The sequence below is a fragment of the Butyrivibrio sp. VCB2001 genome, assembly GCF_000423965.1.
In the GTDB taxonomy this organism is placed as follows: Bacteria; Bacillota; Clostridia; order Lachnospirales; family Lachnospiraceae; genus Butyrivibrio.
This window is the reverse complement of sequence record NZ_AUIZ01000001.1, coordinates 21690-36503: the sequence shown is the minus strand read 5'-3', so window position 1 is coordinate 36503 and position 14814 is coordinate 21690. Positions and strand designations below refer to the sequence as shown.

Genomic DNA, 14814 nt, shown 5'->3' with positions numbered 1-14814 from the left:
TAAAACTCTTTCTAAATCTATTATTCTTTGTAAGCATCAACTATTCCGAGAAGGATCTTTACTACCTGTTTCATCTCCTGAACTGATGCGTACTCATATTTTCCGTGGTAATTGTATCCGCCTGTACAAAGATTCGGACATGGAAGTCCTTTGTAGGAAAGGGCTGCTCCGTCTGTGCCTCCTCTTATTGGATTATCGATAGGTGTAATACCAAGATCTGTCATGACTTTCTTGGCGTTATCGATAAGGTGCATGTGAGGCTTAATCTTCTCGATCATGTTGTAGTACTGATCTCTGACTTCTACAGTTACAGTGCCTTCTCCGTACTTTTTGTTAAGAAACTCTGCAGCATCCTTAAAGAGCTGCTTTTTGGTCTCAAAGAGTTTCTCATCATGATCTCTGATGATGTAAGATGCTGTAGCACTCTCACAGCCACCGTTTATCTCGGTAAGATGAAAGAACCCTTCTCTTCCCTCTGTGTACATAGGATTCTGGAATGCAGGAAGAAGTGACTGGAACTCATAACAGATAAGTGATGCATTAACCATCTTGTTCTTGGCATCTCCGGGATGAACGCTTCTGCCCTGGACCTTTATAACACCTTCTGCAGCATTGAAGTTCTCATATTCAAGCTCTCCGAGCTTGCCACCATCAACGGTATAAGCATACTTGGCGCCGAATCTGTCTATATCAAAATAAGCTGTTCCTTCACCAATCTCCTCATCGGGAGTAAAAGCAATCTTGATATCGCCATGTTTGATTGACGGGTCAGATAAAAGAGTCTTGGCCATGGTCATGATCTCGGCAATACCTGCCTTGTCATCGGCTCCAAGGAGTGTTGTTCCATCTGTAACTATAAGATCTTCTCCTATGTGATTCTTAAGCTCAGGGAAGTCACTTGGAGATAAAACTACGCTGCCATCCTTTGAAAGTACGATATCTTTTCCGTCATAATTCTTGGCTATTCTTGGATTTACATCTTTTCCGCTCACTTCATCAGATGTATCCATGTGAGATACAAAGCCTATAGCAGGAGTATTTGCACCTGTATTTGAAGGTATAGATGCATATACATAGCAATGCTCTTTGTCATAGAAAACATCGCTTGCGCCGATCTCGATCAGTTCTTTTTCCAGTAAAGAAGCAAGATCGTGCTGCTTGGCTGTTGAAGGGGATGCTCCTGTTGTATCATCGGACTGAGTATCAATCTTCACATATCTTAAAAAATCTTCAATAACGTTTATATTACTCATTTGTTCTTTTTACCTGTTACTTTCTTTTTGGTTTGCTTCTTGCTTTGAACGCTCATGTATATGCGAGTTGATCTGTCAGCAAGAAGTTCTGTAAATACATTATTTTCAGGCTCTTTTTCTTTTGATCTGGTTCCTGTCTTTGGCTTGGATTCCGGCTTCATGCCTCTATCATCCGTATCAAGGACAAGCTTCCAGGAATATCCGTCCGGAAGATCGGGAAGAGCCAGTTCCTGTGGTGTCCAGTTCATGTTAAATGCAACATAGATAAACGGCTGATCCTTGCCCTCATAAAGACCGCAGAAGAGCATTCCCAGCATGTGACTATGACCGGAAAGATCCGGTCTCCAGGCCTCTCTGCCGTGGCATGAGAGATCCGGATATCCGCAGGATATGTAATCCATCAGCTTAAACGGAGCACTTTCATGAAGAACCTTGTGACTGAATCTTAGCTTGGATAAGTACTTCACATAATCAAGGATATCGGAATTCTTATCCATGGCTTTCCAGTCAACCCAGCCGATCTCGTTATCCTGGCAATAGGGATTGTTATTACCGCTCTGGGAGTTGCCAAACTCATCTCCGCTAAAGATCATCGGAGTTCCCTGAGCCAAGAACAGCATGGTCAGGATATTCTTTATCTGCTTCTTACGAAGGTTTAAAATGTCGTGCTTACGAGTACGGCCTTCAATTCCGCAGTTCCAGCTGAGGTTGTTGTCGGTTCCGTCCTTGTTGTTCTCGCCGTTTTCCTCGTTGTGCTTGTGCTCATAGGATACAAGGTCAGCGAGCCTGAAGCCCTCATAATCACAGATATAATTGATGATCCCGTGGTCATTACTTCCGGCAATCATGGCTTTCATAAAGTCAGAGACTGCATTGTCGTCGCTCTTAAGGAATCTGCGGCTGTTATAAAGAAATGCGTTGTTGTAGTCGGCAAGAAGCCTGTTAGCAGGAGCTTTGCCCTCATAAATCTCGCCGTAGTTAAAGTACTCGTTCCAGATCTTAATATCAGTAAACAGTGGCTCGTTTGTTATGAGTCTTAAAGGAATCCTGCTTCCCTTCAGGTGAAAACCGTCCACATGATAAGTACATCTCCAGAATCTAAGGGCATCTATGATAAGAGTGCCGCTTTCATGTTCGTCAAAATAGAACTGCATGATAACTTCAAGGCCGTTTTTATGCATGGTCTTAACGAAGTTCTTAAACTCATTTTCTGCATCCTGAGGATTCTCACAGTATGCTGTTCTTGGGGCAAAGTAATAGCCTTTTTTATAGCCCCAGAAATTAGGCCTTAGTTCAAGCATATTTTTGTCGGATATATTGCCGTTGTTTGAATAAAGGCTTGCTCTTCTCTTGTCGGACCTCTTTAAAGACTCATCAATCTCATTCATCTCATAAGCAGGCATAAGCTCAACAGCTGTTACGCCAAGAGACTTAAGATACGGGATCTTTTCAAGTATGCCTGAAAAAGTTCCTCTTTTAGAGAGCTCGACTCCGCTGCTTGCAGACCTCGTAAAGCCTCTTACATGAAGCAGGTAAACGAAGCTGTCCTCGTATTTGGTGAAGGTGTGATCATCACCGGTCCAGTCAAAGGTATCGTGTGAAGTCTTAAAAGAAGCCTTATTATCAAGCTTGGCTCTTATCAGGGCGTCGGGAACAAAGTGGCCAAACTTCTCAAGACCGTAGAACTGCTTGGCATAAGGGTCGCAAAAGAACTCCTCATCGCAGAAGTAGTTATAGGTCTTATAGTCATCTATATTATCGATTCCGGAAATACGAGTCGAATAAATATCGCCTCTTTTTAGAGACTTTGGAAGTTCGATCTTAAGAGGATTTGTAGCTTTATTCTTATCAGATGGATAAAGAACTATTCCACAGCTCTTATTGTCATCGAATACGCTTCTTACAACAAGGCTCTTGTCATAGTCGATATAACAACCCAGCGGATAAGGTTTTTCCATTGAAATCTTGATATTAGACGTCATTTTGCACCTGTTTCCCCATTTTTTTCAATATGCCGTATTATTTTAACACATTTGCCCTTAATATGCACACCAAAACGCTATGTTTATGCTATACTAAGGCTATAAATAGTAATTTTTATCATTACCCAAGGAGGCCGGCATGGAATTTTCCAAGATTGCAACTGACATGAACACCAAGATTGAAAATGATGAGCAGATGACCGTTGATGTTGAGATAGAGACCAAAGATGGCAAGATCGAGGTTGTTACCTGCGCTATCATCATTGTTCTTACCGTAAATAGCAAGGATTATATCGTTCTTCTACCTCTCGATGAGAATGGCCAGAACAACGACGGAAATGTATGGTTCTATGAATTTATTGTAAATGGAGACGATACAGAGCCTGAGCTTGGATATATCAGCGACGATGCAGAATATGAAGCTGTAGCTGAGGCATTTAACCTCTATCTCGATGATGTAGAGTTTGATGAGCTCATCGATCTTCCCGAAGATGGCTCAGAAGAAGTCTGATTCTTATAGGTCTTTTCCCAAAGATCTCTTATTGGACGAATAAATCTTGTGGGAAGCATCTGATTTTCCTTGTTTCCCGTAATATATGACATTACGAGCGCCTTTTTTGCCCTGGTCATTGCGACGTAGAGCATTCGGCGCTCTTCTTCTATCTGCGCTTTTGATGTTGCGCTCCTTGACGGTATTATACCTTCGTTAAGATCAGGGAGCCATACAATCTCAAATTCCAGCCCCTTTGATCCGTGCATGGTCATGATATTTACTCTTTTCCCATCTGATACACGGTTTTCTTTTATAGAATCTTTACTTCTTTCTTCTTCTCTTTTTGCCAGTAAATATTCCAAAAATTTCCTGCTGTCTGTAAAGTCTAGTGCTATTCTTTCGAGTTCATCAAGCGCAGCTGTCTCACCCGCAAAAAGACTCTCAATTCCAACCGTTCTTCTTAGATACCTCATCATAAGCGTAGGTCTTAAGTGCCTTATCATCTCAATTTGGGAAAAGAAATCCCGGACTGTCCGTAGTCTGTTGTTATTGTTTCTGTAAAACCTGTTTATGACAGCTTCCTTTACTATTTCATCCGGTGCACAGTCTCGTGAAATATATCTCATTGGTTTATTAATTATCTTATAGAAATCGCTTCTCTTCTGACCTTTATAGGCAAAAGACATATAGGAAATGCAAAGCTCAACTGACTTTGCGCTAAAAATGCTCTGATCACTCTTATCTATAGTTGTCGGAATCCCATATCCATTTAGAACCATCGCAAGCTGCTGTGCTTCAGAGTTTGTTCTGAAGAGAATTGCTATGTCATCAAGCTTATCCATGTGTTTTTTTAGGAAAAGAGATATCATCTCATTTTGAATCTTTCTGCTTTCATAACGCCTTGTGATTACTGATCCTTTGCCGTTTCCCTCAAATGCTGAAAGAATCTTTTTGAATCTGATCTCATTTTCCTCAATTACTCTTAAAGCATTGTTTAGAATGTCACTTCCACATCGATAGTTGATGCTGAGGTTAAAGACTTTTGGATTTAGCTTTGCAAAACTGTCTTTAAAATCAAGCATTATATGCGGATCTGAACCTCTAAAGCCATAAATCGACTGATCATCATCCCCCACTGCGAAAATATTTGCCCTGTCTCCAAGAAGAAGCCTTAAAACGCTGTATTGAACAGGATTGATATCCTGATATTCATCAACAAGTATATATTTAAATCTATCCTGCCAAAGTTTAAGGATACCCGGCTTATCTTCCAGCAGCATCTTGCATCTTACCAGCATGTCGTCAAAATCAATCAAGCCAAATTCTATAAGTCTTTTATTATAATATTCAAATACATCAGGAAATACGCTGCTTACAGATAAGCTTTCCAAAGCTTCTTTTGGCTCTATGCCAAGGTTTTTGATCCTTGATATCTCAGAGATTATGTCAGAGAGCTCTAAAAGAGAATCCTCATAGATGCGGTCATCAATTTTTCTTTTGCTTCTAAGCATTGACAAACAGTCTCTCAGGATTTCATATTTTATCTTTTCCGGTGCTATTTCAATATTTTTTTCGCTTTTGGATTTACTGTTTCGAATGATCTTGTAAAAGACAGAATGAAAAGTTCCAAAGACTACTTCCGGATAAGAACTATCCGTGATTTTTAAGAATCTGTACTGCATCTCTATGGCTGCAGCCTTAGTAAATGTGATAACAAGAATTTCAGAAGGCGATATGCGGCTGTTTTCTATCATGTATCTGAGCCGTTCCACTATCACCTTGGTTTTGCCACTTCCCGGCCCTGCAAGTACTATTGCAGGGCCATTTACGTGGCTTACAGCTTGTAGCTGTGAATCGTTTAATGTATTAAGTTTCAAGTAATTCAATTCCTTTTTTAATTCTCTTAATGGTCTCGTCCTTGCCGATTACTTCCATGAGCTCTGTAGCTCCGCAAGGAGTCATCTCTTTTCCTGAAACTGCTATTCTTACAGGCCAGAGTACATAACCGTTCTTGTACTCATTCTTCTTGATATAGTCTGAAAGAAGCGCATAAAGAGCATCGTTTGTGTAATCGTCGTGAGCTTCAAGTAAAGGAAGAACCTCTTTGAGAACCTTAAGTGAGGAGTCCTTGTCAGTCTTCATCTTCTTGTGAGCATAGATTGCTGTGTCATACTCGGGAAGCTCATCAAAGAAGTCTACCATTGCTTCGATATCAGGCCAGATCTCAATTCTGGTCTTGACCATGTTTGAAATCTTCTTAAGATCCAAAGGCTTCTTGATTGCTTTCTCAAGATAAGGACGTGCCTGGTTAAAGAACTCATCTTCGTCCATCTTCTTTAAGTACTCGCCGTTCATCCATTTGAGCTTTGTGTAGTCAAATACGGCAGGTGACTTGTTGATTCTCTTATAGTCGAATTTCTCAACAAGCTCTTTTAAACTCATGATCTCACTGTTATCCTCTGGAGACCATCCAAGAAGAGCCACAAAGTTTACAACTGCTTCAGGAACAAAGCCCTGTTCTATGAGGTCTTCGAAAGATGAATGACCGGATCTCTTAGAGAGCTTGTGGTGCTCCTCGTCTGTGATAAGGGGACAGTGAATGTACTTGGGTACTTCCCAGCCGAATGCATCGTAGAGTCTGTTGTATTTAGGTGATGAAGAAATATACTCATTACCTCTTACAACATGTGTGATTCCCATGAGATGGTCATCTACTACGTTGGCAAAGTTGTATGTAGGATAGCCGTCTGACTTGATAAGGATCATGTCATCAAGCTCTTTGTTCTCAACGCTTACATCTCCGTAGAGCTCGTCGTGGAAGGTTGTTGTGCCCTCTGTAGGGTTGTTCTGTCTGATAACGAACTTCTTGCCTTCTGCAAGGTTTTTCTCAATCTCTTCCTTGGAAAGATGCAGGCAGTGCTTGTCGTAAACGCTGATTTCTTTTACTTCTCCGTCTACTTCAATCTTCTGAACGAGGGTCTTAAGTCTCTCCTCGTCACAGAAGCAGTAATAAGCTTCGCCCTTGTCGATAAGCTCTTTTGCATACTGCATATAAATTCCGGCCTTCTGACGCTCTGACTGAACGTAGGGACCTACAGGGCCGCCGATATCGGGACCTTCATCGTGGATAAGACCTGTGTCCTTAAGAGTCTTGTAGATGATCTCTGTTGCACCTTCAACAAATCTCTCCTGGTCTGTATCTTCGATACGAAGAATATAGTCTCCGCCTTCATGCTTGGAAATAAGATAAGCATAAAGAGCTGTTCTTAAATTGCCCACATGCATGCGTCCTGTTGGGCTCGGGGCGTACCTGGTACGAATCTTAGTCATTTTAACTCCTCTTTGTGATGATTATTTTGTTCCTGTAGAACCAAAACCGCCTCTGTCTGCGCCTTCTAAGTGGTCACACTCCTCAAAGACGATGGTTGGCTGGTTCTCCATGATCCTGAACTGACAAATACGGTCATTAAAGCCAATATGAGTATCTCTCATGGCAATAACAGGGACGAACCACTGGTCATTATCTCCGCAATATGAATGGTCGATAATACCCATATGATTGGCCTGGATTATTCCGAAGTTCTTAAAGGTTGAGCTCCTTGGAACAACATGAGCTTCATAGCCTTCCGGAATTTCCATGGCTACTCCCAGGGGAATAAGATGAAATTCTCCCTCTTTCAGATCAACGTCCTCTGCACTTCTAAGGTCGATCCAATCGGACTTTCCGTCGATATACTGCAGCTTCTCAATCTTGTCATTGAAGTATTTGATCTTGATCTTTTTCTCCATACTTCTCCCCTCCCCATAAATTTTGGCCGTCTAAATATAATACCACAAAAATCAATTAATGGAAGTAACTTTGTAGTCTTTATCTTCTACAGCCTTCTTAAGAACGTCATCGGCAATGTCGCCTTCAAGTGTAACGACAGCTGTTCCCTTCTCGTGGCTTACTTCTGCAGTGCTAACACCTTCTAAGCTCTCAAGTGCCTTCTTTACGGACATCTCGCAGTGTCCACACATCATTCCCTCAATGTTAATTGTCTTTGTTGCCATATTTTTTTCCTTCCTTTCGTTTATTGTTTTATCTGTCTGGCTTTTTATTTCATTAAGTACTTCTGTTGTAAGTATTTCTTTGGTAATCGCGTTCTTAAGTGGCTTATCTTTGGATGGGTCATGTACCTTTAAAAGATTTAATCTAAGTGCGTTAGTCACTACAAAAAAGCTTGAAAGACTCATGGCCGCAGCACCAAACATGGGGCTAAGCTCCCAGCCGAAGGCTTTTATATAAGCACCAGCAGCAAGAGGAATACCTATTACATTATAAAAGAATGCCCAGAATAAATTCTGATAAATATTTGTAAGAGTCGCTCTTGAAAGCCTTATTGCTGCGGAAACGTCTTTCAGACTTCCTTTCATTACAACTACGTCTCCGGCATCAATTGCAACATCTGTTCCTGCGCCAATGGCGATTCCTGTATCTGCTCTTGTCAGTGCCGGTGCGTCATTTATTCCGTCTCCGACCATTGCTACTTTGCCATATTCGGAGAGCTTTTTGATAACAGCCTCTTTTCCCTCAGGCATTATCTCTGATGCTATCTCATCAACACCTGCTTCATCACCAATAGCCATTGCTGTTCTCTGGTTATCACCTGTGAGCATCACAACATGAATGCCCATGTTTTTGAGCTCTTTAATTGCCTTTGCTGAATCTTCTTTTATGGAGTCGGCAACAGCGATTATACCTATAAGTTTCCCGTCTTTTGCAAAACATAGAGGTGTTTTGCCCTGATTTGCAAGGCCTACAGCTTTTTCTCTGACTTCAGGAATTATCTTGCATATAGTGCTGATGTATTTGAAGGATGCACCTATTACCTCGCTGCCTCTGTAATTTGCCTTAAGGCCCTGGCCCGGAAGGACTTCAAAATCCGTCACATCATCTTTCTCTTCAGCAAAAGGATCTTCTGTATAAGAGTATGGATCACCTACATAGTCCACAATGGCCTTTGCCAAAGGGTGCTCACTCTTATTTTCCAAAAGACCTGCAATCTTAAGGAGTTCATTTTCTGAATTGTTTATCAGTGAATAGCCGCTTCTCGAGATGGAATCTGCAGTGAATACATCTGTGACAATAGGCTCGCCCTTTGTGATGGTACCGGTTTTATCAAGTGCTATTATCTGAGTCTTACCTGCGTTCTCCAGTGAAGTTGCTGTCTTAAACATTATTCCGTTTTTAGCACCCATTCCGTTGCCGACCATAATAGCAACCGGAGTTGCAAGTCCAAGAGCGCATGGGCAGCTTATAACAAGAACTGCGATAGCTCTTGATAAAGCATAGCCAAATTGAACGCCCACAAGCATCCAGATAATAAATGTAATTATGGCGATACAGATAACTATCGGAACAAAAACAGCGGAAACTTTGTCTGCAATCTTGGCAATTGGCGCCTTTGTAGTAGAAGCATCGCTGACCATCTTAATGATCTGTGAAAGTGTTGTATCCCTGCCTACTCGTGTTGCTCTGCATCTTATAAATCCAGAGTTATTCATTGTAGCAGCGCTTACTTCTGAGCCGATGAATTTATCTACAGGAACACTCTCGCCCGTAAGTGCTGATTCATTAACTGCGCTGTTTCCTTCAACAACTACTCCGTCAACAGGAATGCTCTCGCCCGGTCTTACAACAAAGACATCGCCTACTTTTATCTGCTCAATGGGAATCTCTTTTTCCTTGCCGTAATTATCAACGATTGTGGCTGTCTTAGGTGCAAGCTTCATAAGGCTCTTTATTGCATCAGTGGTTCTGCCTTTACTCTTTGCTTCAAGCATTTTGCCGACTGTGATAAGTGTCACTATCATGGCAGCTGATTCGAAATACAGGTCATTGCCCGGAATTATGGAAAAGACACTGTAGATAAAGGACGCTGAACTTCCAAGAGCTACCAGGGTATCCATATTGGGTGAACCATGAAAAAGTGCACTAAAACCACTGGTAAAGAACTTCTTATTGATGACCATTACTATAAGTGAAAGGATCATCTGTGTCATTCCCATAGCAATGTGGTTATGGGCAAGAAACATAGGAAGCGGGAAACCAAACATATGGTGCCCCATTGAGATGTACATAAGAACTATCAGAAATGCTAAAGAGGTGATCAGTCTCTTCTTCAGAATCGGAGTTTGCGTATCCTTAAGAGCCTCCTCTTCTGCATCCATAAGGCTTGCTCCGTAACCTGCTTCTTCTACGGCTTTTATAATATCTTCTTTTGACGCACTTCCCTCTACGCCCATTGAGTTTGTAAGAAGATTTACGTTACAGGATGAAACCCCATCTACACTATTTACTGCTTTTTCAACTCGTGCTTGGCATGCAGCACAGCTCATGCCGGTTATCATATATTTTTCCATGAGTCTATTGTAACACAAATTTTTTAAAAATAAATTGTAAACAATTTATGTAATTTGTTTGATATTTGATAGGAAAATAGCAAAAATTAACCACATAAAATCTGTAAATAGTGTTAGAATGTTTTTTGGTAAATAAAACAACACAGCTAAAAAGGAGTGAGAAAAATGAAGTTATTCTTAGACACTGCCAATATCGAAGAGATCAAAAAGGCAAATGAAATGGGAGTTATCTGCGGCGTTACAACAAACCCTTCTCTTATCGCAAAAGAAGGCCGTGACGTTTATGAGGTTGTTCAGGAAATTGCTTCTATAGTTGATGGCCCTATCAGCGGGGAAGTTAAGGCTACAACAACAGATGCAGAAGGCATGATCACAGAAGGTCGCGAGATTGCCAAGCTCCACAAGAATATGGTTGTTAAGATCCCTATGACAATCGAAGGACTTAAGGCTTGCAAAGTTCTTTCAAGCGAAGGAATCAAAGTTAACATGACTCTTATCTTCACAGCAAATCAGGCTCTTCTCTGTGCAAGAGCAGGCGCTGCATTTGTAAGCCCATTCCTTGGAAGGCTTGATGATATCAGTGTTCGTGGTACAGACCTTATTTCAGAGGTTGCTGAGATCTTCAACATCCACAACATCCAGACAGAGATCATTGCAGCAAGCGTACGTCACCCTATGCACGTTACTGATTGCGCTCTTGCAGGTGCTGACATCGCAACAGTACCTTACAAAGTAATCGAGCAGATGACCCACCACCCTCTCACCGACGCCGGAATCGAAAAGTTCCAGAAAGATTACCTTGCAGTATTCGGTGAATAATCTACGTTATCGATAAGCCTTGGGGTATCGGGTAAATATTTCCATTTTTGCTCGGATGCCTCAAGCACTCAATGAGCCTTATACAAAAAAGCAGGTGCATAGGCACCTGCTTTTTTAAGTCTCATTTCATGGGCATAACTCACAAAAATGTAAATATTTACCCGATCCCCCATGGATTGTGGAAGAATGTAAAGCATTCAATCAAATAGTATAAGAATAGATTAATTATACTGTAACTTTCTTGAAGTTCTTTTTACCTTTACGAACCATTACTCCATCACCGAAGGATTCCTTGGTGTAAGTAGTTTTTACGTCGGTTACTTTTTCGTCATTGAAGAGTACGCCACCCTGTTCTACTGCGCGTCTTGCTTCGCTACGGGTTGCGCAGAGGCCTGCGGATACGAGGACTTGGAGGATGTCTACGACGCCGTCTCTAAAGTCTTCTTCCTTAAGAGATACGGATGGAACGTTTGCCATGTCACCGCCGCCTGCAAAGAGTGCTCTTGCAGCGTCCTGAGCTTTCTGAGCTTCTTCTTTTCCATGTACAAGGCTTGTGAGCTCGAAGGCAAGGATTTCTTTCTTTTCATTGATTCTTGAAGGATCCCACTTCTCCATCTCCAGAATCTCTTCAATAGGGATGAATGTGAGCATCTTGATGCATTTATCTACGTCTGCATCGCCAACATTTCTCCAGTACTGGTAGAAATCGAAAGGTGATGTCTTGTTAGGATCAAGCCATACAGCGTTTCCTGCTGTCTTACCCATCTTATTTCCGTTAGAATCTGTAAGAAGTGTGATTGTCATGGCGTGAGCATCTTTTCCGAGCTTTCTTCTGATGAGCTCTGTACCGCCGAGCATGTTGCTCCACTGGTCATCTCCGCCGAACTCAAGGTTACAATCGTACTTCTGGAACATGTAGTAGAAATCGTAAGACTGCATGATCATGTAGTTGAACTCAAGGAAGGAAAGTCCTTTTTCCATTCTCTGCTTGTAGCACTCAGCACGAAGCATGTTGTTTACTGAGAAGCATGCACCAACCTCGCGAAGAAGCTCGATATAATTGAGGTTCATGAGCCAGTCAGCATTATTAACCATCATTGCCTTGCCTTCACCGAAGTCGATGAACTTCTCCATCTGCTTCTTGAAGCACTCAGCATTGTGATCGATGTCTTCTCTTGTGAGCATCTTTCTCATGTCGGATCTTCCTGAAGGATCACCGATCATTGTTGTACCGCCACCGATAAGAGCGATGGGCTTGTTGCCGGCTTCCTGAAGCCTCTTCATAAGAGTAAGTGCCATAAAATGACCTGCTGTAAGTGAATCGGCTGTACAGTCAAATCCAATGTAGAAAGTAGCCTTACCGTTATTGACAAGGTCTCTTATCTGCTCTTCGTCTGTAACCTGAGCGATAAGGCCTCTTGCTTTTAGTTCCTCAAAAATCTTCATTTCTTTCCTCCTTAACCGTATATCTTCTTGTATTTTTCTTTGAAATATCTGATCAGTGGCTGTGCTGAAAGCTCTTTATGACAAACAGCATCAAGTACCTCTTTGGAAGTCCTTGTGGATCCGTACTGATGAATATTCTCATTGAGCCATTTTGTAATCTTCTTGATATCTCCTGCAGCCAGGATATCATCTATGCTTCCGAGGTCTTTTTCTATAGCCTCGAGGAACATTCCGTCATAAATACTGCCCAGCAGATATGATGGGAAGTATCCAAAACTTGCATCAGACCAGTGCATGTCCTGAAGAATTCCTTCAGCATCAGTTTTTGGAGTTATGTGTAAATACTTCTCCATAAGCTCGTTCCACATCTTAGGAAGCTCTTTTACATCTGCACCGTCTATAAATATTGCTCTCTCAATATCATATCTTAAAATTACGTGAAGGCAATAGGTAAGTTCATCGGCTTCTGTTCTGATAAAGCTGTTCTGAACATGATTTATCTCTCTGACGAACTCCTCAAGCGTAATATCCTTAAATTCAGGAATGATTTCTAAAACCTTAGGCCAAATGGGCTTCCAGAAATTTATGTTTCTGCCGAGGATGTTCTCATAAAATCTGCTCTGAGATTCATGAAGTCCCATCAGATTGATCTGACCGCCGGCTGTATCATCATATTTATGATCTACATTTTGCTCGAAGATTGCATGACCACCCTCATGAATTGCTGAGAAAATCGGCTGAATAATGTCATTCTCATGATAATGGTTTGTTATCCTCACATCTCTTGGAGCGATGGTTGTGGTAAATGGGTGCTCAGTTTCAGCCTGCGCAAAACAGTTCATATCCATGCCCATATACTCTACAAGCATCTTGCAAAGCTCGGCCTGTTTATGTGCTGGAATAAACATTGTAAACTTGCTGTGATCGGGCTGAGGCTTGCTTAAAATATCTTCAAGCAGCGGAACAAGCTCCTCTTTTAACTCTCCAAAGACTCTGTCGATTGTAGCTGTATCCATTCCCTCTTCAAACTGATCAATGAGGGAATCATATACCTCCATGTCAGGTCTTTTATATTTTTGATATTTCTTAACCGCCTCGATTGTCTTTTTAAGAGGCTCCTCATAAAGCGCATAATCATTGGTCTGCTTGGCTTTAGGCCAGATCATGCTGGAATTTGTGGTTGTTTTTACATATTCCTCATAAAAATCCGCAGGGATTCTTCTCTTTTCATCCAGGTCTTTTTTAGCCTTCGTGATGTCGAATTTCATGACATCATCAAGTTTATCGAATTCTATAGGGTCTGAAAGATCACAAACCAGTTTGTAGATCTCATCACTGGTTGATTTCTTAAAAATTTCAGTAGAAAAATATGTTATGCTCTCAGAAAGTCTTTCCTTGGCTCCGTCAGGGGCTGTTGTCTGCATGTCCCAATACATGAGATTTACAGCATGCGCAAGGTGTGAGAGCTCTTTATTAATCTTTTTGTACTCTTCAAGTTTAGTCATCAGTACTGCTCCTTACGAATTTAAAATTACACCATCAACAATTTTACCAAAATTGTATTGTATTACAAGTAAAAATGAAGTATTATAAGCACGAAAATAATATGTTATGCAGAGTAGACGTTAAAGCGTTAAGTGCCTTTTGAACAGGGAGTTGTCATCAGGACGAAGGATTTATCCGCGGTTTTAATGTCGCATCCCGCTGCTACATCGACTGTGTTCGTGTCCTCCGATGTGGTTAAAGGAAACTGCAAAGGAGGTGTTTTTATGTCTGAAAAAAGAAGTGACCTAACTCTCAAAAACAGCGAAAGACTCAGCTACAAATCAATGCTTGAACTTCAAAGGCTTCCTGTACTGTGCTTTTGCGGACTAATGGGCGCTGTTGCTATTGTTCTTGGCACAGTAGCTACTATCAGGATCGGCGATTTCCTGAGGATCGGCTTTTCCAGCATTCCAAATCAGATAGTTGCATATTTGTTCGGACCCTGGATTGGAGCCTGCTTTGGTGGCGCCATGGATATCATCAAATGGTTCATAAATCCTACAGGTGAGTTCTTCCCGGGATATACCATTACTGCTATTGTGGCCGGCATTATATACGGTATCTTTCTTTACAAAAGACCTGTTAAACTCTGGAGAGTTATTGCTGCAGAAGCCTGTGTAAAAGTATTCTGCAACCTCGGCCTTAACACTATCTGGGTTATGATGACCACAGGAAATGCATTTAAGGCAATAATGGTTCCAAGAATTGCAGCAAATGCCGGTAAGCTTCCCGCCGATGTAATTATTCTTATGATATTATTACCGGTTGTGAACAAGGTTATCAAGCCAGCTCTTAGTATAAATTTGAAATCTTTAAAGCAAAAGAAAGTAAGTTAATCAAAAAGCCGAAGTCATTACCATATGGCAATGAC

The 14814-nt window shown here is 41.4% G+C and carries 11 protein-coding genes and 1 riboswitch; of the genes, 3 read left to right on the top strand and 8 right to left on the bottom strand.

What is annotated here, in order from left to right:
• Positions 1–20: 20 nt before the first annotated feature.
• Together pepT and G589_RS0100165 are read right to left on the bottom strand one after the other, a co-directional pair.
• On the bottom strand, positions 21–1253 hold the full coding sequence (gene pepT, locus G589_RS0100170; RefSeq protein WP_026520643.1) for a peptidase T: 1233 nt from the start codon (positions 1251–1253) through the stop codon (positions 21–23).
• Positions 1250–3235 carry an alpha-amylase family glycosyl hydrolase gene (locus G589_RS0100165; protein WP_026520642.1) on the bottom strand — a complete coding sequence of 662 codons (1986 nt, stop codon included), beginning with the start codon at positions 3233–3235 and terminating at the stop codon, positions 1250–1252. The genes pepT and G589_RS0100165 overlap by 4 nt, the downstream gene beginning before the upstream one ends.
• A gap of 139 nt (positions 3236–3374) precedes the next feature.
• Between G589_RS0100165 and G589_RS0100160 the strand changes: the two genes are divergently transcribed.
• Positions 3375–3746 (top strand): DUF1292 domain-containing protein, encoded by a 372-nt coding sequence (locus G589_RS0100160; RefSeq protein WP_022767128.1) that lies wholly within the window; start codon positions 3375–3377, stop codon positions 3744–3746.
• Here the strand turns inward: G589_RS0100160 and G589_RS0100155 are convergent.
• The 4 genes from G589_RS0100155 to G589_RS0100140 are packed head-to-tail and all read right to left on the bottom strand — an operon-like array spanning position 3680 to position 10133.
• Positions 3680–5605, bottom strand: a complete 1926-nt coding sequence (locus G589_RS0100155; protein WP_026520641.1) for an ATP-dependent helicase — start codon at positions 5603–5605, stop codon at positions 3680–3682. The two genes, G589_RS0100160 and G589_RS0100155, sit on opposite strands and share 67 nt — an antisense overlap.
• Positions 5595–7058: a glutamate--tRNA ligase gene (gltX, locus tag G589_RS0100150; protein ID WP_026520640.1), complete on the bottom strand. Its 1464-nt coding sequence runs from the start codon at positions 7056–7058 to the stop codon at positions 5595–5597. The genes G589_RS0100155 and gltX overlap by 11 nt, the downstream gene beginning before the upstream one ends.
• A 21-nt stretch (positions 7059–7079) precedes the next feature.
• On the bottom strand, positions 7080–7517 hold the full coding sequence (locus tag G589_RS0100145) for a dUTP diphosphatase (protein WP_026520639.1): 438 nt from the start codon (positions 7515–7517) through the stop codon (positions 7080–7082).
• Between the two features lie 51 nt (positions 7518–7568).
• A complete protein-coding gene (locus G589_RS0100140) occupies positions 7569–10133 on the bottom strand; it encodes a heavy metal translocating P-type ATPase (RefSeq protein WP_026520638.1) in 2565 nt (854 codons plus the stop codon).
• 165 nt (positions 10134–10298) lie between these two features.
• On the opposite strand from G589_RS0100140, the gene fsa reads away from it, so the two are divergent.
• The gene (gene fsa, locus G589_RS0100135; RefSeq protein ID WP_022767123.1) at positions 10299–10952 is read left to right on the top strand and encodes a fructose-6-phosphate aldolase; all 654 of its coding nucleotides are present in this window, start codon (positions 10299–10301) and stop codon (positions 10950–10952) included.
• Between the two features lie 225 nt (positions 10953–11177).
• Here the strand turns inward: fsa and tyrS are convergent, their stop codons facing one another.
• Together tyrS and G589_RS0100125 are read right to left on the bottom strand one after the other, a co-directional pair.
• Positions 11178–12398 carry a tyrosine--tRNA ligase gene (gene tyrS, locus G589_RS0100130; protein WP_026520637.1) on the bottom strand — a complete coding sequence of 407 codons (1221 nt, stop codon included), beginning with the start codon at positions 12396–12398 and terminating at the stop codon, positions 11178–11180.
• 11 nt (positions 12399–12409) lie between these two features.
• Positions 12410–13903 (bottom strand): carboxypeptidase M32, encoded by a 1494-nt coding sequence (locus tag G589_RS0100125; protein ID WP_026520636.1) that lies wholly within the window; start codon positions 13901–13903, stop codon positions 12410–12412.
• A gap of 107 nt (positions 13904–14010) precedes the next feature.
• A riboswitch (THF riboswitch) is annotated at positions 14011–14107 on the top strand.
• A gap of 60 nt (positions 14108–14167) precedes the next feature.
• On the opposite strand from G589_RS0100125, the gene G589_RS18335 reads away from it, so the two are divergent.
• Positions 14168–14779 (top strand): folate family ECF transporter S component, encoded by a 612-nt coding sequence (locus tag G589_RS18335; protein WP_051192082.1) that lies wholly within the window; start codon positions 14168–14170, stop codon positions 14777–14779.
• Positions 14780–14814: the final 35 nt, after the last annotated feature.